This window comes from Mesorhizobium sp. M8A.F.Ca.ET.207.01.1.1, assembly GCF_004794715.1.
Classification (GTDB): Bacteria; Pseudomonadota; Alphaproteobacteria; order Rhizobiales; family Rhizobiaceae; genus Mesorhizobium.
On record NZ_SRUS01000001.1, the window covers coordinates 870,065 to 884,346 of the forward strand.

26 protein-coding genes and 1 pseudogene are annotated in these 14,282 nt (G+C 62.0%); all 27 read left to right on the forward strand.

Translation table 11 applies throughout. The annotated features are described in order from the left end of the window. Window positions 1–134 (forward strand): annotated as a pseudogene (tuf, locus tag EN850_RS04470) (elongation factor Tu); the annotation flags it as partial. 69 nt (window positions 135–203) lie between these two features. Then, complete coding sequence (gene rpsJ, locus EN850_RS04475) at window positions 204–512, forward strand: 30S ribosomal protein S10 (protein WP_010909272.1); 309 nt, start codon at window positions 204–206, stop codon at window positions 510–512. A gap of 61 nt (window positions 513–573) precedes the next feature. Continuing rightward, window positions 574–1,296 carry a 50S ribosomal protein L3 gene (rplC, locus tag EN850_RS04480; protein WP_023757978.1) on the forward strand — a complete coding sequence of 241 codons (723 nt, stop codon included), beginning with the start codon at window positions 574–576 and terminating at the stop codon, window positions 1,294–1,296. Beyond that, the gene (rplD, locus tag EN850_RS04485; protein ID WP_136090697.1) at window positions 1,296–1,916 is read left to right on the forward strand and encodes a 50S ribosomal protein L4; all 621 of its coding nucleotides are present in this window, start codon (window positions 1,296–1,298) and stop codon (window positions 1,914–1,916) included. The genes rplC and rplD overlap by 1 nt, the downstream gene beginning before the upstream one ends. Continuing rightward, window positions 1,913–2,206: a 50S ribosomal protein L23 gene (locus EN850_RS04490; RefSeq protein WP_010909275.1), complete on the forward strand. Its 294-nt coding sequence runs from the start codon at window positions 1,913–1,915 to the stop codon at window positions 2,204–2,206. Before rplD ends, EN850_RS04490 begins: the two co-directional genes overlap by 4 nt. A gap of 22 nt (window positions 2,207–2,228) precedes the next feature. Continuing rightward, complete coding sequence (gene rplB / locus EN850_RS04495; protein ID WP_127278266.1) at window positions 2,229–3,062, forward strand: 50S ribosomal protein L2; 834 nt, start codon at window positions 2,229–2,231, stop codon at window positions 3,060–3,062. A gap of 16 nt (window positions 3,063–3,078) precedes the next feature. Beyond that, on the forward strand, window positions 3,079–3,357 hold the full coding sequence (gene rpsS, locus EN850_RS04500; RefSeq protein WP_027044977.1) for a 30S ribosomal protein S19: 279 nt from the start codon (window positions 3,079–3,081) through the stop codon (window positions 3,355–3,357). Window positions 3,358–3,359: 2 nt separating this feature from the next. Continuing rightward, complete coding sequence (gene rplV / locus EN850_RS04505; protein WP_006205462.1) at window positions 3,360–3,749, forward strand: 50S ribosomal protein L22; 390 nt, start codon at window positions 3,360–3,362, stop codon at window positions 3,747–3,749. Then, entirely contained in the window at window positions 3,749–4,474 is a 726-nt protein-coding gene (gene rpsC / locus EN850_RS04510; protein WP_013895697.1) for a 30S ribosomal protein S3, read from the forward strand. Before rplV ends, rpsC begins: the two co-directional genes overlap by 1 nt. Before the next feature lie 27 nt (window positions 4,475–4,501). Continuing rightward, window positions 4,502–4,915: a 50S ribosomal protein L16 gene (gene rplP, locus EN850_RS04515; protein ID WP_006205460.1), complete on the forward strand. Its 414-nt coding sequence runs from the start codon at window positions 4,502–4,504 to the stop codon at window positions 4,913–4,915. Window positions 4,916–4,928: 13 nt separating this feature from the next. Beyond that, window positions 4,929–5,129 carry a 50S ribosomal protein L29 gene (rpmC, locus tag EN850_RS04520; RefSeq protein WP_006205459.1) on the forward strand — a complete coding sequence of 67 codons (201 nt, stop codon included), beginning with the start codon at window positions 4,929–4,931 and terminating at the stop codon, window positions 5,127–5,129. An 11-nt stretch (window positions 5,130–5,140) separates the two neighbouring features. Next, complete coding sequence (gene rpsQ, locus EN850_RS04525; protein ID WP_010909280.1) at window positions 5,141–5,380, forward strand: 30S ribosomal protein S17; 240 nt, start codon at window positions 5,141–5,143, stop codon at window positions 5,378–5,380. Between the two features lie 72 nt (window positions 5,381–5,452). Continuing rightward, complete coding sequence (rplN, locus tag EN850_RS04530; RefSeq protein WP_006205457.1) at window positions 5,453–5,821, forward strand: 50S ribosomal protein L14; 369 nt, start codon at window positions 5,453–5,455, stop codon at window positions 5,819–5,821. A gap of 12 nt (window positions 5,822–5,833) precedes the next feature. Then, complete coding sequence (gene rplX, locus EN850_RS04535; RefSeq protein WP_006205456.1) at window positions 5,834–6,148, forward strand: 50S ribosomal protein L24; 315 nt, start codon at window positions 5,834–5,836, stop codon at window positions 6,146–6,148. After that, window positions 6,141–6,719, forward strand: coding sequence for a 50S ribosomal protein L5 (rplE, locus tag EN850_RS04540; protein WP_127278265.1), 579 nt, complete (start codon window positions 6,141–6,143; stop codon window positions 6,717–6,719). Before rplX ends, rplE begins: the two co-directional genes overlap by 8 nt. A gap of 27 nt (window positions 6,720–6,746) precedes the next feature. Beyond that, window positions 6,747–7,052 carry a 30S ribosomal protein S14 gene (rpsN, locus tag EN850_RS04545; RefSeq protein WP_010909282.1) on the forward strand — a complete coding sequence of 102 codons (306 nt, stop codon included), beginning with the start codon at window positions 6,747–6,749 and terminating at the stop codon, window positions 7,050–7,052. A 12-nt stretch (window positions 7,053–7,064) separates the two neighbouring features. Next, complete coding sequence (gene rpsH, locus EN850_RS04550; protein WP_006205453.1) at window positions 7,065–7,463, forward strand: 30S ribosomal protein S8; 399 nt, start codon at window positions 7,065–7,067, stop codon at window positions 7,461–7,463. A gap of 88 nt (window positions 7,464–7,551) precedes the next feature. After that, window positions 7,552–8,085: a 50S ribosomal protein L6 gene (gene rplF, locus EN850_RS04555; RefSeq protein ID WP_013895694.1), complete on the forward strand. Its 534-nt coding sequence runs from the start codon at window positions 7,552–7,554 to the stop codon at window positions 8,083–8,085. Between the two features lie 138 nt (window positions 8,086–8,223). Then, window positions 8,224–8,583 (forward strand): 50S ribosomal protein L18, encoded by a 360-nt coding sequence (rplR, locus tag EN850_RS04560; RefSeq protein ID WP_027145576.1) that lies wholly within the window; start codon window positions 8,224–8,226, stop codon window positions 8,581–8,583. A 76-nt stretch (window positions 8,584–8,659) separates the two neighbouring features. Next, the gene (rpsE, locus tag EN850_RS04565; RefSeq protein ID WP_032933400.1) at window positions 8,660–9,223 is read left to right on the forward strand and encodes a 30S ribosomal protein S5; all 564 of its coding nucleotides are present in this window, start codon (window positions 8,660–8,662) and stop codon (window positions 9,221–9,223) included. A gap of 24 nt (window positions 9,224–9,247) precedes the next feature. Next, window positions 9,248–9,445: a 50S ribosomal protein L30 gene (rpmD, locus tag EN850_RS04570; RefSeq protein ID WP_006205449.1), complete on the forward strand. Its 198-nt coding sequence runs from the start codon at window positions 9,248–9,250 to the stop codon at window positions 9,443–9,445. A 22-nt stretch (window positions 9,446–9,467) separates the two neighbouring features. Beyond that, the gene (gene rplO / locus EN850_RS04575; RefSeq protein ID WP_095775807.1) at window positions 9,468–9,941 is read left to right on the forward strand and encodes a 50S ribosomal protein L15; all 474 of its coding nucleotides are present in this window, start codon (window positions 9,468–9,470) and stop codon (window positions 9,939–9,941) included. Window positions 9,942–10,134: 193 nt separating this feature from the next. Next, complete coding sequence (secY, locus tag EN850_RS04580; protein ID WP_015317976.1) at window positions 10,135–11,475, forward strand: preprotein translocase subunit SecY; 1,341 nt, start codon at window positions 10,135–10,137, stop codon at window positions 11,473–11,475. After that, the gene (locus tag EN850_RS04585) at window positions 11,472–12,068 is read left to right on the forward strand and encodes an adenylate kinase (RefSeq protein WP_127281107.1); all 597 of its coding nucleotides are present in this window, start codon (window positions 11,472–11,474) and stop codon (window positions 12,066–12,068) included. Before secY ends, EN850_RS04585 begins: the two co-directional genes overlap by 4 nt. 217 nt (window positions 12,069–12,285) lie before the next feature. Then, window positions 12,286–12,654 carry a 30S ribosomal protein S13 gene (gene rpsM / locus EN850_RS04590; RefSeq protein WP_006205445.1) on the forward strand — a complete coding sequence of 123 codons (369 nt, stop codon included), beginning with the start codon at window positions 12,286–12,288 and terminating at the stop codon, window positions 12,652–12,654. Between the two features lie 125 nt (window positions 12,655–12,779). Beyond that, a complete protein-coding gene (gene rpsK, locus EN850_RS04595) occupies window positions 12,780–13,169 on the forward strand; it encodes a 30S ribosomal protein S11 (RefSeq protein WP_006205444.1) in 390 nt (129 codons plus the stop codon). 102 nt (window positions 13,170–13,271) lie between these two features. Beyond that, window positions 13,272–14,282: a DNA-directed RNA polymerase subunit alpha gene (locus EN850_RS04600; protein ID WP_006205443.1), complete on the forward strand. Its 1,011-nt coding sequence runs from the start codon at window positions 13,272–13,274 to the stop codon at window positions 14,280–14,282.

Consider the following 14,282-nt stretch of genomic DNA (forward strand, 5'->3'; position numbering starts at 1 on the left):
TGATGCCTGGCGACAACATCACGGTCGATGTCGAGCTGATCGTGCCGATCGCCATGGAAGAGAAGCTGCGCTTCGCCATCCGTGAAGGCGGCCGCACCGTCGGTGCCGGCATCGTCGTCACCATCAAAGAGTAATTTGGACTTAAACCGATCTGTCGCGGGCGCCGGAGTTGCCCGCGCCGCGCCAGAACAAGGAAGTGACGCATGAACGGACAGAATATCCGCATCCGCCTGAAGGCGTTTGATCACCGCGTGCTCGACGCCTCGACGAAGGAAATCGTGTCGACGGCCAAGCGCACTGGTGCAAACGTCCGCGGCCCCATTCCGCTGCCGACGCGGATCGAAAAGTTCACGGTCAACCGGTCGCCTCACGTCGACAAGAAGAGCCGCGAGCAGTTCGAGATGCGCACGCACAAGCGTCTGCTCGACATCGTCGATCCGACCCCGCAGACCGTCGATGCTTTGATGAAGCTCGATCTGGCCGCCGGCGTCGACGTCGAGATCAAGCTCTAAGGGAATGAGAGCGCGGTAAGGGGCGGTGTCCCTGGCCCGGAACTCTAAAGGAATTGAACCGATGCGTTCAGGTGTGATTGCAAAGAAGGTGGGAATGACCCGCATCTATAATGATGCCGGGGAACATGTTCCCGTCACCGTTCTCCAGATGGAGAACTGCCAGGTCGTGGCACAGCGCACGCAGGAGAAGAATGGCTACACCGCCGTTCAGCTCGGCGTTGGCCTCGCCAAGGTGAAGAACACGTCGAAGGCGATGCGCGGCCATTTCGCGACCGCTTCCGTCGAGCCTAAGGCGAAGGTCGCCGAGTTCCGCGTCTCCGCCGACAACATGATCGATGTTGGCGCCGAGATCACCGTCGAGCACTTTGTCGCCGGCCAGAAGGTCGATGTGACGGGCACGACGATCGGCAAGGGTTTCCAGGGCGTCATCAAGCGTCACCACATGGGTGGTGGTCGCGCGACGCACGGTAACTCGGTATCGCACCGTACACACGGTTCGACCGGCCAGCGTCAGGACCCGGGCAAGGTGTTCAAGGGCAAGCACATGGCTGGCCACATGGGCGACACCAGGGTCACCACGCAGAATGTCGAGATCGTCTCGACCGACGCCGACCGCGGCCTGATCCTGATCCGCGGTGCGGTTCCCGGATCGAAGGGCGCCTGGATCCTGGTCCGCGACGCGGCCAAGGTGGCGCTGCCGGCCAATGCGCCGAAGCCCGCCGCGATCCGCGCTGTTGCGGCAGCTGCGAAGAACGAGGCTCCGGCCACAGAGGGAGCGGAATAATGGATCTCAAGATCACAACGCTCGGCGGTAAAGACGCCGGCAAGGTGGAACTTTCCGACGGAATTTTCGGCCTTGATCCGCGCGAGGACATCCTGCAGCGCGTCGTGCGCTGGCAGCTGGCCAAGAAGCAGCAGGGCACGCACAAGGCCAAGGGTCGCGCCGAAATCGCGCGCACCGGCGCCAAAATGTACAAGCAGAAGGGTACGGGCCGCGCCCGTCACCACTCGGCACGCGCTCCGCAGTTCCGCGGCGGCGGCAAGGCCCACGGCCCGGTCGTTCGCAGCCATGAGCATGAACTGCCCAAGAAGGTTCGTGCGCTTGGCCTCAAGCATGCTCTCTCGGCCAAGGCCAAGAGCGCGTCGATCATCATCGTCGACGAGCTGAAGCTGACCGAGGCCAAGACGAAGGCGCTGATCGCGAATTTCGCGACGCTGGGCCTGACCAACGCCCTGGTGATTGGCGGCGCCGAGCTTGACAAGAACTTCAAGCTGGCAGCCAGCAACATCCCCAACATCGACGTGCTGCCCATCCAGGGCATCAACGTCTACGACATTCTGCGCCGCGGCACGCTGGTCCTTTCGAAGGCCGCCGTCGAGGCTCTCGAGGAGCGCTTTAAATGACCGACCTTCGTCACTACGACGTGATCGTCTCGCCGGCGATCACCGAAAAGTCGACCATGGCCTCCGAGCAGAACCAGGTCGTCTTCAACGTCGCCAAGAAGGCGTCGAAGCCGGAAATCAAGGCCGCCGTCGAAGCGCTGTTCGGCGTCAAGGTGATGGCCGTGAACACGCTTGTCCGCAAGGGCAAGATCAAGCGCTTCCGCGGCACGATCGGCCGCCAGAGCGACGTCAAGAAGGCGATTGTGACGCTGGCCGACGGCCAGTCGATCGACGTCGCGACGGGTCTCTGAGCAAGGCCGCGAGGACAGGACAATGGCACTTAAGAAATTCAACCCGATAACGCCGAGCACCCGCCAGCTGGTCATCGTCGACCGCTCGGGCCTCTACAAGGGCAAGCCCGTCAAGGGCCTGACCGAAGGCCTGACCAAGTCGGGCGGCCGCAACAATTACGGCCGCATCACGGCCCGCTTCATCGGCGGCGGTCACAAGCGTTCGTACCGCATCATCGACTTCAAGCGCCGCAAGTTCGACGTCGTCGGCACGGTCGAGCGCATCGAATACGATCCGAACCGCACCGCCTTCATCGCGCTGATCAAGTATGATGATGGTGAGCTGTCCTACATCATCGCTCCGCAGCGCCTGGCTCCCGGCGACAAGATCGTGGCGGGCGAAGCCGTCGACGTGAAGCCGGGCAACGCGATGCCGCTGGCCTCGATGCCGGTTGGCACCATCGTCCACAACATCGAGCTGAAGCCGGGCAAGGGCGCCCAGGTTGCCCGCTCCGCGGGTGGTTACGGCCAGCTGGTCGGCCGTGACCAGGGCATGGCGATCCTGCGCCTCAACTCGGGTGAGCAGCGTGTCGTTCACGGCTCCTGCATGGCCACCGTCGGTGCCGTGTCCAATCCGGACCACGGCAACATCAACGACGGCAAGGCCGGCCGCACGGTTTGGCGCGGCAAGCGTCCGCACAATCGCGGCGTGACCATGAACCCGGTCGACCATCCGCACGGCGGCGGCGAAGGCCGCACCTCCGGTGGCCGTCATCCGGTCAGCCCGTGGGGCAAGCCGACCAAAGGCAAGAAGACGCGGTCCAACAAGGCGACCGACAAGTTCATCCTGCGCTCGCGCCATCAGCGCAAGAGCTAAGAAGAGGTAACGCCAAGTGACTCGTTCTATTTGGAAAGGCCCCTTCATCGACGGCTACCTTCTCAAGAAGGTGGATAAGGTTCGTGAAGGTGGTCGCAATGAGGTGATCAAGATGTGGAGCCGTCGCTCCACCATCCTGCCGCAGTTCGTCGGCTTCACCTTCGGTGTCTACAACGGCCAGAAGCACGTTCCCGTCGCGGTGAACGAGGACATGGTCGGTCACAAGTTCGGTGAATTCGCTCCGACGCGGACCTATTACGGTCACGGCGCGGATAAGAAGGCGAAGAGGAAATAATCATGGGCAAGGCCAAAGCTCCGCGCAGGCTTGCTGACAACGAAGCGCGCGCCGTGTTGCGCACGATCCGTATCAGCCCGCAGAAGCTGAACCTGGTTGCCGCGCTGATCCGCGGCAAGAAGGTCGCGACAGCGCTTTCCGATCTCGAATTCTCGGCCAAGCGGATTTCCGGCACGGTCAAGAAGACGCTGGAATCGGCAATCGCCAACGCGGAAAACAACCACGACCTCGACGTCGATGCGCTGATCGTGGCGGAAGCCTATGTCGGCAAGTCGATCGTCATGAAGCGGTTCCACGCTCGTGGCCGCGGTCGCGCCAGCCGTATCGAGAAGCCGTTCTCGCACCTCACGATCGTCGTTCGTGAAGTCGAAGAAAAAGGGGAGGCCGCATAATGGGCCAGAAAGTCAATCCGATCGGTCTTCGCCTCGGCATCAACCGCACCTGGGATTCGCGCTGGTTCGCGAACACCGGCGAGTACGGCAAGCTGCTGCATGAGGACATCAAGATCCGCAAGTATCTTGAGAAGGAACTCAAGCAGGCTGCGATCTCCAAGGTCGTGATCGAGCGCCCGCACAAGAAGTGCCGCGTCACCATCCATGCCGCGCGCCCGGGTCTGATCATTGGCAAGAAGGGCGCCGACATCGAGAAGCTTCGCAAGAAGCTGATGGAGATGACGAAGTCCGAGACGCACCTCAACATCGTCGAAGTGCGCAAGCCGGAAATCGACGCGACCCTGGTCGCCCAGTCGATCGCCCAGCAGCTCGAGCGCCGCATCGCGTTCCGCCGCGCCATGAAGCGTGCCGTGCAGTCGGCCATGCGCCTCGGTGCCGAAGGCATCCGCATCAACTGCGCCGGCCGTCTTGGCGGCGCCGAGATCGCGCGCATGGAATGGTACCGTGAAGGTCGCGTGCCGCTGCATACGCTGCGCGCCGATGTCGACTACGGCACGGCCGAGGCGAATACGGCCTATGGCATTTGCGGCGTCAAGGTCTGGGTATTCAAGGGCGAGATCCTCGAGCACGATCCGATGGCTTCGGAGCGTCGTGCGACCGAGGGTGATGCCGCGCATGGCGGTGGTGGTGATCGCGAACGCGGTCGTCGTCGCGAAAACGCCTGAGACATTTAGGAATTTGGAGTTAGAACGATGCTGCAGCCAAAGCGCACAAAGTTCCGCAAGCAGTTCAAGGGCCGCATCCATGGTACCGCAAAGGGCGGCACCAACCTGGATTTCGGTGGTTTCGGGCTGAAGGCGCTTGAGCCGAACCGCGTCACCGCGCGTGAGATCGAGGCGGCCCGCCGCGCGATCACTCGCGAAATGAAACGCGCTGGCCGCGTCTGGATCCGTATTTTCCCGGACGTGCCGGTCACGTCGAAGCCGACCGAAGTCCGCATGGGCAAGGGCAAGGGCGCGGTCGACTACTGGGCGGCGCGCGTCAAGCCGGGCCGCATCATGTTCGAGATCGACGGCGTCAATGAAGAAACCGCCCGTGAGGCGCTGCGTCTCGGCGCGGCCAAGCTCTCGGTCAGGACGCGCTTCGTACAGCGCATCGCAGAATAAGGACGGGCTGATCATGAAAGCCGAAGACATCCGGACCAAGACCCAGGACCAGCTGACCGACGACCTGGCCAGCCTGAAGAAGGAGCAGTTCAACCTGCGCTTCCAGAAGGCCACCGGCCAGCTCGAGAAGACCGCGCGCGTGAGGCAGGTTCGTAAGGACATTGCGCGTATCAAGACCATCGCTGCGGAAAAGTCCGCGGCCAAGAAGGCTTAAGGACGAAAACCATGCCAAAGCGCATTCTGCAGGGCACCGTCGTCAGCGACAAGAACGAGAAGACGGTTGTCGTCAAGGTCGAACGGCGCTTCACGCATCCCGTGATGAAGAAGACCGTGCGCATGACCAAGAAGTACAAGGCGCACGACGAGAACAACGCCCACAAGGTCGGCGATCAGGTGTTCATCCAGGAATCGAAGCCGATTTCCAAGGATAAGCGCTGGATCGTCGTATCCTCGGACCAGGCGTAAACAAACGAATTTTGGACAGACCGGGGAGGGGCTTCGAGCCCGTCCCGTTAGAAAAGAAGAAGGCGGCCAGTCATGATTCAGATGCAAACAAACCTCGACGTGGCGGATAATTCCGGTGCGCGTCGTGTCATGTGCATCAAGGTGCTGGGCGGCTCGAAGCGGAAATACGCTTCCGTGGGCGACATCATCGTGGTGTCGATCAAGGAAGCCATTCCGCGCGGCCGCGTTAAGAAGGGCGATGTGATGAAGGCGGTCGTGGTTCGCACGGCCAAGGACATCCGCCGCCCGGACGGCAGCGTGATCCGTTTCGACAAGAACGCGGCCGTTCTCGTCGACAACAAGAAAGAGCCGATCGGCACGCGTATCTTCGGACCGGTTCCGCGCGAACTTCGCGCCAAGAACCACATGAAGATCATCTCGCTCGCGCCTGAAGTGCTGTAAGGAGCCGGACCAATGCAAAAGATTAGAAAAGGCGACAAGGTCGTCGTGCTGGCCGGCAAGGACAAGGGCCGTTCGGGCGAAGTCCTTTCGGTTCAGCCGAAGGATGACACCGCGTTGGTGCGCGGCGTCAACATGATCCGTCGTCACCAGAAGCAGTCCCAGTCCCAAGAGGGCGGGATCATTACCAAGGAAGCGCCGATCCAGCTGTCGAACATCGCGCTGGCCGACCCGAAGGATGGCAAGCCGACCCGCGTCGGTTTCATCTTCCAGAAGGACGGCAAGAAGGTGCGCGTCGCCAAGCGCTCGGGAGAAGTCATCAATGGCTAAGGCTCAAACCAAGCAGGCGACTGCCAACAACACGCCGCGCCTCAAGCAGGTCTACAACGAGACCATTCGCAAGGCGCTGCAGGAGCAGTTCGGCTACGACAACGACATGCAGGTTCCGCGCCTCGACAAGATCGTGCTGAACATGGGTGTCGGCGAAGCGACCGCAGATTCGAAGAAGCCTTCGGTCGCGGCCGAAGATCTGGCGATGATCGCCGGCCAGAAGGCCGTCGTCACCCGCGCCCGCAATTCGATCGCTGGCTTCAAGGTCCGCGAGAACATGCCGATCGGCGCCAAGGTCACGCTGCGCAAGGAACGTATGTACGAGTTCCTCGACCGCCTCGTGAACATCGCGCTGCCGCGCGTCCGCGACTTCCGCGGACTGAACCCCAAGAGCTTCGATGGCCGTGGCAACTACGCCATGGGCATCAAGGAGCACATCGTGTTCCCGGAGATCAACTACGACAAGGTTGATCAGATCTGGGGCATGGACGTCATCGTTTGTACGACTGCGAAGACGGACGACGAAGCCAGGGCTTTGCTCAAGGCTTTCAACTTCCCCTTCCGCCAGTAACGGCAGCGAGAAAAGGAAAAATCTGAAATGGCAAAGACCAGCTCAGTCGAGAAGAACAACAGGCGCCGCAAGCTTGCCGACCAGTACGGTCCCAAGCGCGCTGCGCTGAAGGCGATCATCATGGATCAGTCCAAGCCGATGGAAGAGCGCTTCCGCGCTCAGCTGAAGCTTGCTGCCCTGCCGCGCAACTCGGCCAAGATCCGCATCCGCAACCGCTGCGAAGTCACCGGCCGTCCGCGGGCCTATTATCGCAAGCTCAAAGTATCGCGCATCGCGCTTCGGGATCTCGGCAACAACGGCCAGATTCCGGGCCTGGTCAAGTCGAGCTGGTAAGGAGGACATAACATGTCATTGAGCGATCCTCTCGGCGATATGCTGACCCGCATCCGCAACGCCTATGGCCGCAAGAAGTCGAGTGTCTCGACGCCGGCCTCGCGTCTGCGCACCCGCGTCCTCGACGTGCTGAAGGCTGAAGGCTATATCCGCGATTACAGCCAGACCGACTTCGACAACGGCAAGTCCGAGATCGAAATCGAGCTGAAGTATTTCGACGGTGCTCCGGTCGTGCGCGAAATCGCCCGCGTTTCGAAGCCCGGCCGCCGCGTTTACGTTTCGGCCAAGTCGATCCCGCACGTCGCCAACGGCCTCGGCATCGCCATCCTTTCGACACCGAAGGGCGTGATGGCCGACCACGAAGCACGCGAGCAGAACGTCGGCGGCGAGATCCTCTGCCAGATCTTCTGATCTGGCAGCTCACCGCAAATTGGAATCCGGTCTTCGGATCGTTCCGAAGACAGAGACCTGAAACAAGAGAAGTGACGAGGACAACAAAATGTCTCGTATTGGAAAGAAACCCGTTTCGCTGCCGCAGGGCGTGACCGCGACCGTCAACGGCCAGACCGTGACGGCGAAGGGCCCCAAGGGCGAGCTGAAGTTCGTGGTGAACGACGAAGTGCTGGTCAAGATGGAAGGCAGCGAGATCGCTGTCCAGCCGCGCGACCAGACCAAGACCGCCCGCTCCAAGTGGGGCATGTCGCGCACGCAGATCGTCAACATCCTGCAGGGTGTGAAGGACGGCTTCGAGAAGAAGCTCGAGATCACCGGCGTCGGCTATCGCGCCGCTTTGCAGGGTAAGAACCTGCAGCTGGCTCTTGGCTTCAGCCATGATGTCGTCTACGAGACGCCGGCCGGCATCACGATCACCGTGCCGAAGCCGACCGAAATCACCGTGGCCGGCATCGACAAGCAGCAGGTGGGCCAGGTTGCCGCGGAGATCCGCGAATACCGCGGTCCCGAGCCTTACAAGGGCAAGGGCGTCCGTTACGCTGGCGAGAAGATCGTCCGCAAGGAAGGCAAGAAGAAGTAATCGGCTTGGCTTGGAAAAGTCGCGGACTTTTCGGACAGGACCAAGCCACGGAAGTGGAACGCCGCGGGGAGCGGTCGCGGGAGGCGCTTCGCCTACCGCATATGACGGCCCCCGTTTTTTGAAGGCAAGGAAGACATCATGGGTACCAAGGAAGCCATCCAGCGCCGTGCGCAACGCGTCCGTCGCCAGATCAAGAAAGTCGCCGGCGAACGTCCGCGTCTTTCGGTGCACCGCACGTCGAAGAACATCTACGTTCAGGTGATCGATGACGCCAAGGGCCACACCATCGCTGCCGCCTCGACGCTCGAGAAGGACCTCAAGGGGTCGCTCAAGACCGGCGCCGATACCGCCGCCGCCGCCGCAATCGGCAAGCTGATCGCCGAGCGCGCCACCAAGGCCGGCATCAAGGAAGTCGTTTTCGACCGTGGCCCGTACATCTATCACGGCCGCGTCAAGGCGCTGGCCGAGGCTGCCCGCGAAGGCGGTCTCAGCTTCTGATTTTTCACCGTCGGCGACCCAAAGTGGCGCCGGCAATCAGCAACCCGTGCTTCCGGAAAAGAACAAGGAACAGGATATGGCACAGGAACGTAGGGAAGGCGGCCGCGGCCGCGAGCGTGAAGAACGCGATGACGGCATGGTGGACAAGCTCGTCCACATCAATCGCGTCGCCAAGGTCGTCAAGGGTGGCCGCCGCTTCGGCTTCGCCGCGCTCGTCGTCGTCGGCGACCAGAAGGGCCGCGTCGGCTTCGGTCATGGCAAGGCGCGCGAAGTGCCGGAAGCCATCCGCAAGGCGACCGAATCGGCCAAGCGCGACATGATCTTCGTGCCGCTGCGCTCGGGCCGCACGCTGCATCACGACGTCGAAGGGCGCTGGGGTGCGGGCCGCGTTCTGCTGCGCGCCGCCAAGCAGGGTACCGGCATCATCGCCGGCGGCCCGATGCGCGCTGTCTTCGAGACGCTCGGCATGCATGACGTGGTCGCCAAGTCGATGGGGTCGTCGAACCCCTACAACATGGTTCGCGCCACCTTCGACGCGCTGAAGAGCCAGATGCATCCCAAGGATGTGGCTGCCGCGCGCGGCATCAAGTATTCGACCCTTCAGGCCCGCCGCGGCACCGCCGTTGCGGCTGAAGAATAGTCGATCTGACCAGGGATTTTGACCATGGCCAAGAAAGCAACCAAGACCATCACCGTTGAGCAGATCGGCTCGCCGATCCGCCGTCCGAAGGAACAGCGCGCGACGCTGGTCGGCCTCGGCCTCAACAAGATGCACAAGCAGCGCACGCTGGAAGATACGCCCTCCGTGCGCGGCATGATCGCCGCCGTCCAGCATCTCGTCCGCGTTGTGGACGAGGGCTGAGCCAAAGCGCAGGAGAAGCAAGATGAAACTCAACGATCTGCGTGACAAGGACGGCGCGACGCACTCCAAGAAGCGTCTCGGCCGCGGTATCGGCTCCGGTTCGGGCAAGACCGCCGGTCGCGGCGTCAAGGGCCAGAAGGCGCGCTCCGGCGTTGCCGTCAACGGCTTCGAGGGTGGCCAGATGCCGCTTTACAGGCGCCTGCCGAAGCGTGGCTTCAACAACATCTTCGCCAAGAGCTTCGTTGTCGTCTCGCTGGCCCGCATCCAGGAAGCCGTCGATGCCAAGAAGCTCGACGCCAAGGCGACCGTGACGGCCGAGGCGCTTGTCGCCGCCGGCGTCATCCGTCGCGTCAAGGATGGCGTGCGCGTGCTGTCCGATGGCGAACTCAAGGCCAAGCTCGCCTTCGACGTCGCTGGCGCCTCCAAGGCCGCGATCGAGAAGATCGAAAAGGCCGGTGGGTCGGTCAAGCTGCCGGAAAAGGCAGCTGCCGAGTAACGGCAATTTGAAGCGCGGTCGGCAAGAGTGGCATCCGTTTTTGCTTTCGATCGCGCTTTGATCTGCTCAATTTAGCGGCCGCGTCAACGCGGCCGCTTGCATGTTTACAGCCCGGAGCTTATCTCGTGAGCTTCGGTGAAACGCACCGCCTGACCTCACGGGCCATCAAGCGTTACCAAGCGGAGAATCAGGCATGGCTTCGGCAGCTGAACAACTAGCCTCGAATCTGAATTTCTCGGCCTTCGCCAAGGCGGAGGACCTGAAGAAACGCATCTGGTTCACCATCGGCGCGTTGCTCGTCTATCGCCTCGGCACCTACATCCCGCTTCCCGGCATCAATCCCGATGCCTTCGCCCAGGCCTTCTCCTCGCAGAGCAAGGGCGTGCTCGGCATGTTCAACATGTTCGCCGGCGGCGCCGTGCAGCGCATGGCGATCTTTGCGCTTGGCATCATGCCCTACATCTCCGCTTCCATCATCATGCAGTTGATGACATCGGTCATTCCCTCGCTGGAAGCGCTGAAGAAGGAAGGCGAGCAGGGCCGCAAGGTCATCAACCAGTACACGCGCTACGGCACCGTGCTGCTGGCGCTGGTGCAGGCCTACGGCATTTCGGTGGGGCTGGAGAACGGCAACGGCATCGTCAGCGACCCCGGCATGTTCTTCCGCATCTCCACCGTCGTCACGCTGGTCGGCGGCACCATGTTCCTGATGTGGCTCGGCGAGCAGATCACCGCGCGCGGCATCGGTAACGGTATCTCGCTCATCATTTTCTCCGGCATCGTCGCTGGTCTTCCGCACGCCATTTCCGGCACGCTGGAACTCGGCCGCACCGGCGCCCTGTCGACCGGCCTGATCCTGGCGATCATCGTGCTGGCCATCGTCGTCATCGCGCTCATCGTCTTTTTCGAGCGCGCCCAGCGCCGCCTGCTGATCCAGTATCCGAAGCGCCAGGTCGGCAACCGCATGTTCCAGGGCGATACCTCGCATTTGCCGCTCAAGCTCAACACGTCGGGCGTCATCCCGCCGATCTTCGCGTCGTCGCTTCTCCTGCTGCCGGCCACCGTCGCCGGCTTCTCGCAGACGACCAACATGCCGGCCTGGGCGAGCACCATCCTGGCCTCGCTCGGCCACGGCCAGCCGCTCTACATGGCATTCTACGCGGCGATGATCGTGTTCTTCGCCTTCTTCTACACTGCGATTGTCTTCAACCCGAAGGACACCGCCGACCAGCTCAAGAAGCATTCGGGCTTCATCCCGGGCTATCGTCCGGGCGAGCGCACCGCCGATTACATCGATTACGTTCTCACCCGCATCACCGTCGTCGGCGCCATCTATCTGGTGCTGGTGTGCCTGCTGCCGGAGTTCCTGATCTCGGCGACTGGCGTACCATTCTACCTTGGTGGCACATCGCTTCTGATCGTGGTCAGTGTCACGCTCGATACGGTTGCGCAGATTCAGGGTCATCTGATCGCGCACCAGTATGAAGGCCTGATCAAGAAGTCGAAGCTGCGCGGGGGGAAGAAAGCCAGATGAGGTTGATTTTGCTTGGGCCGCCGGGGGCGGGCAAGGGGACACAAGCACAAAGACTGGTAGAAAAACACGGCATTCCCCAGCTCTCGACGGGTGACATGCTGCGTGCCGCCGTCCAGGCGGGTACCGAGGTCGGCAAGCGCGCCAAGGCGGTGATGGATGCCGGAGAACTGGTATCCGACGCCATCGTCAACGCCATCGTCGCAGAACGTATCGATCAGGCCGACTGCGCCAAAGGATTCATCCTCGACGGCTACCCGCGTACGCTTGTGCAGGCCGATGCGGTTGAATCGATGCTCTCGGAGCGCAGCATTGGTCTCGATACGGTTATCGAACTGGTCGTCGATGACAGGGCTTTGGTCGGCCGCATCGTCAAGCGCGCCGATGATGCCAAGGCCGCCGGCCAGCCGGTGCGCAAGGACGACAATCCCGCTGTGTTCGAAGAGCGCCTGCGGGAGTACTACAAGAAGACCGCTCCGCTGACCGGCTACTACTATGCCAAGGGCAAGCTCAAGACTGTGGACGGCATGGCCAGTATCGACGCGGTGACCGCCGAGATCGAGACCGTGCTGGCAGCGGCCGCGAAGGCGCGGTAAGGGAATTTAAAGATTAATCTTGACGGAGACGGTTCGCTGCGGTATGGCGGCCCGTCTTCCTATCAGGTGCGCACTTTGCTTGTCCGCAAGGGCAAGGCAGTCGCTTTGAACTGGAAACTCCCGCAAGGGCCGGCCTCCACCGGACGCGGGGAAATTTGAACAGCGCCGGGATCTACCTTGTTGAAGGTTGTCCGGTCCACATGGAGAAGAGAAGAACATGGCTCGTATAGCCGGCGTCAACATTCCGACCAACAAGCGCGTCGTCATCGCGCTTCAGTACATTCACGGCATTGGCAAGAAGTTCGCCCAGGAGATCGTCGACAAGGTCGGCATCCCGGCCGAGCGCCGCGTCAACCAGCTGACCGACGCGGAAGTGCTGCAGATCCGCGAGACCATCGACCGCGATTACCAGGTCGAAGGCGACCTGCGCCGCGAAGTGTCGATGAACATCAAGCGTCTGATGGATCTCGGCTGCTACCGCGGCCTGCGTCACCGCCGCTCGCTGCCGGTTCGCGGTCAGCGCACCCATACCAATGCACGTACCCGCAAGGGCCCGGCCAAGTCGATTGCCGGCAAGAAGAAGTAAGTGAGCGAATGGCGAGTAGCCGATAGCGAGTAGGGGCCCTATTCGCTATCGGCTACTGACTACTCGCTTATCAAGGTGGAGCCGCTGGCATTACGGCGGTGTAGAGATCAACTGAAAGGACTACCATGGCCAAGGAAGCCGCACGTGTTCGCCGCCGCGAACGCAAGAACATTTCGTCGGGCGTTGCCCACGTCAATTCGACCTTCAACAACACGATGATCACCATCACTGACGCGCAGGGCAATTCGATCGCCTGGTCGTCGGCCGGTGCCCAGGGCTTCAAGGGTTCGCGCAAGTCGACCCCGTTCGCCGCCCAGATGGCTGCCGAGGACGTTGCCAAGAAGGCCCAGGAACACGGCATGCGCATGCTCGAAGTCGAGGTCTGCGGACCGGGCTCGGGTCGTGAATCGGCGCTGCGCGCCCTGCAGGCGGCCGGCTTCACCATCACCTCGATCCGTGATGTGACGCCGATCCCGCACAATGGCTGCCGCCCGCGCAAGAAGCGCCGCGTCTAACATTATTGAACGCCGCGCGAACGCTCACGAAAGCGTTCCTCCACGGTATTCCAGGTCGCCCGCCACGATTGGATGGTGGCGGGTCAACGGAAGGAAAGCATCATGATCCAGAAAAATTGGCAGGAACTGATCAAGCCGAACAAGATCGAGTTCTCGTCGAAGAAGAAGACCCTGACCACGCTGGTCGCCGAGCCGCTCGAGCGTGGCTTTGGTCTTACCCTCGGCAACGCGCTGCGCCGCGTGCTTCTGTCTTCGCTGCGCGGTGCGGCTGTCACCGCCGTGCAGATCGACGGCGTCCTGCATGAATTCTCGTCCATCGCCGGTGTGCGTGAGGACGTGACCGACATCGTCTTGAACATCAAGGAAATCGCCATCCGCATGGAAGGCGACGGCCCCAAGCGCATGGTCGTGCGCAAGCAGGGCCCGGGTGCGGTTCTCGCCGGCGACATCCAGACGGTTGGCGACGTCGAGATCCTCAACCCCGACCACGTCATCTGCACGCTGGACGAAGGCGCTGAAATCCGCATGGAATTCACCGTCGACACCGGCAAGGGTTACGTGCCGGCCGAGCGCAATCGCGCCGAGGACGCGCCGATTGGCCTGATCCCGGTCGACAGCCTCTATTCGCCGGTCAAGAAGGTCTCCTACAAGGTCGAGAACACCCGTGAGGGCCAGGTTCTCGACTATGACAAGCTGACCATGACCATCGAGACCGATGGCTCGATCTCGGGCGAGGACGCGGTGGCTTTCGCCGCCCGCATCCTGCAGGACCAGCTTGGCCTGTTCGTCAACTTCGACGAGCCGCAGAAGGAAGTCGCCGCCGAAGCCGTCACCGAGCTCGCCTTCAACCCGGCGCTGCTCAAGAAGGTCGACGAACTCGAGCTTTCGGTGCGTTCGGCCAACTGCCTGAAGAACGACAACATCGTCTACATCGGCGATCTCATCCAGAAGACCGAAGCCGAGATGCTGCGCACCCCGAACTTCGGCCGCAAGTCGCTGAACGAGATCAAGGAAGTGCTGGCGGCTATGGGCCTGCACCTCGGTATGGAAGTGCCGGACTGGCCGCCGGAAAACATCGAAGACCTCGCCAAGCGTTACGAAGACCAATATTGA

Coding starts and splice junctions, on each gene's coding strand:
- rpsJ (WP_010909272.1), top strand. CDS start 204: ATGAACGGACAGAATATCCGCATCCGCCTGAAGGCGTTTGATCACCGC.
- rplC (WP_023757978.1), top strand. CDS start 574: ATGCGTTCAGGTGTGATTGCAAAGAAGGTGGGAATGACCCGCATCTAT.
- rplD (WP_136090697.1), top strand. CDS start 1,296: ATGGATCTCAAGATCACAACGCTCGGCGGTAAAGACGCCGGCAAGGTG.
- EN850_RS04490 (WP_010909275.1), top strand. CDS start 1,913: ATGACCGACCTTCGTCACTACGACGTGATCGTCTCGCCGGCGATCACC.
- rplB (WP_127278266.1), top strand. CDS start 2,229: ATGGCACTTAAGAAATTCAACCCGATAACGCCGAGCACCCGCCAGCTG.
- rplV (WP_006205462.1), top strand. CDS start 3,360: ATGGGCAAGGCCAAAGCTCCGCGCAGGCTTGCTGACAACGAAGCGCGC.
- rpsC (WP_013895697.1), top strand. CDS start 3,749: ATGGGCCAGAAAGTCAATCCGATCGGTCTTCGCCTCGGCATCAACCGC.
- rplP (WP_006205460.1), top strand. CDS start 4,502: ATGCTGCAGCCAAAGCGCACAAAGTTCCGCAAGCAGTTCAAGGGCCGC.
- rpmC (WP_006205459.1), top strand. CDS start 4,929: ATGAAAGCCGAAGACATCCGGACCAAGACCCAGGACCAGCTGACCGAC.
- rpsQ (WP_010909280.1), top strand. CDS start 5,141: ATGCCAAAGCGCATTCTGCAGGGCACCGTCGTCAGCGACAAGAACGAG.
- rplN (WP_006205457.1), top strand. CDS start 5,453: ATGATTCAGATGCAAACAAACCTCGACGTGGCGGATAATTCCGGTGCG.
- rplX (WP_006205456.1), top strand. CDS start 5,834: ATGCAAAAGATTAGAAAAGGCGACAAGGTCGTCGTGCTGGCCGGCAAG.
- rplE (WP_127278265.1), top strand. CDS start 6,141: ATGGCTAAGGCTCAAACCAAGCAGGCGACTGCCAACAACACGCCGCGC.
- rpsN (WP_010909282.1), top strand. CDS start 6,747: ATGGCAAAGACCAGCTCAGTCGAGAAGAACAACAGGCGCCGCAAGCTT.
- rpsH (WP_006205453.1), top strand. CDS start 7,065: ATGTCATTGAGCGATCCTCTCGGCGATATGCTGACCCGCATCCGCAAC.
- rplF (WP_013895694.1), top strand. CDS start 7,552: ATGTCTCGTATTGGAAAGAAACCCGTTTCGCTGCCGCAGGGCGTGACC.
- rplR (WP_027145576.1), top strand. CDS start 8,224: ATGGGTACCAAGGAAGCCATCCAGCGCCGTGCGCAACGCGTCCGTCGC.
- rpsE (WP_032933400.1), top strand. CDS start 8,660: ATGGCACAGGAACGTAGGGAAGGCGGCCGCGGCCGCGAGCGTGAAGAA.
- rpmD (WP_006205449.1), top strand. CDS start 9,248: ATGGCCAAGAAAGCAACCAAGACCATCACCGTTGAGCAGATCGGCTCG.
- rplO (WP_095775807.1), top strand. CDS start 9,468: ATGAAACTCAACGATCTGCGTGACAAGGACGGCGCGACGCACTCCAAG.
- secY (WP_015317976.1), top strand. CDS start 10,135: ATGGCTTCGGCAGCTGAACAACTAGCCTCGAATCTGAATTTCTCGGCC.
- EN850_RS04585 (WP_127281107.1), top strand. CDS start 11,472: ATGAGGTTGATTTTGCTTGGGCCGCCGGGGGCGGGCAAGGGGACACAA.
- rpsM (WP_006205445.1), top strand. CDS start 12,286: ATGGCTCGTATAGCCGGCGTCAACATTCCGACCAACAAGCGCGTCGTC.
- rpsK (WP_006205444.1), top strand. CDS start 12,780: ATGGCCAAGGAAGCCGCACGTGTTCGCCGCCGCGAACGCAAGAACATT.
- EN850_RS04600 (WP_006205443.1), top strand. CDS start 13,272: ATGATCCAGAAAAATTGGCAGGAACTGATCAAGCCGAACAAGATCGAG.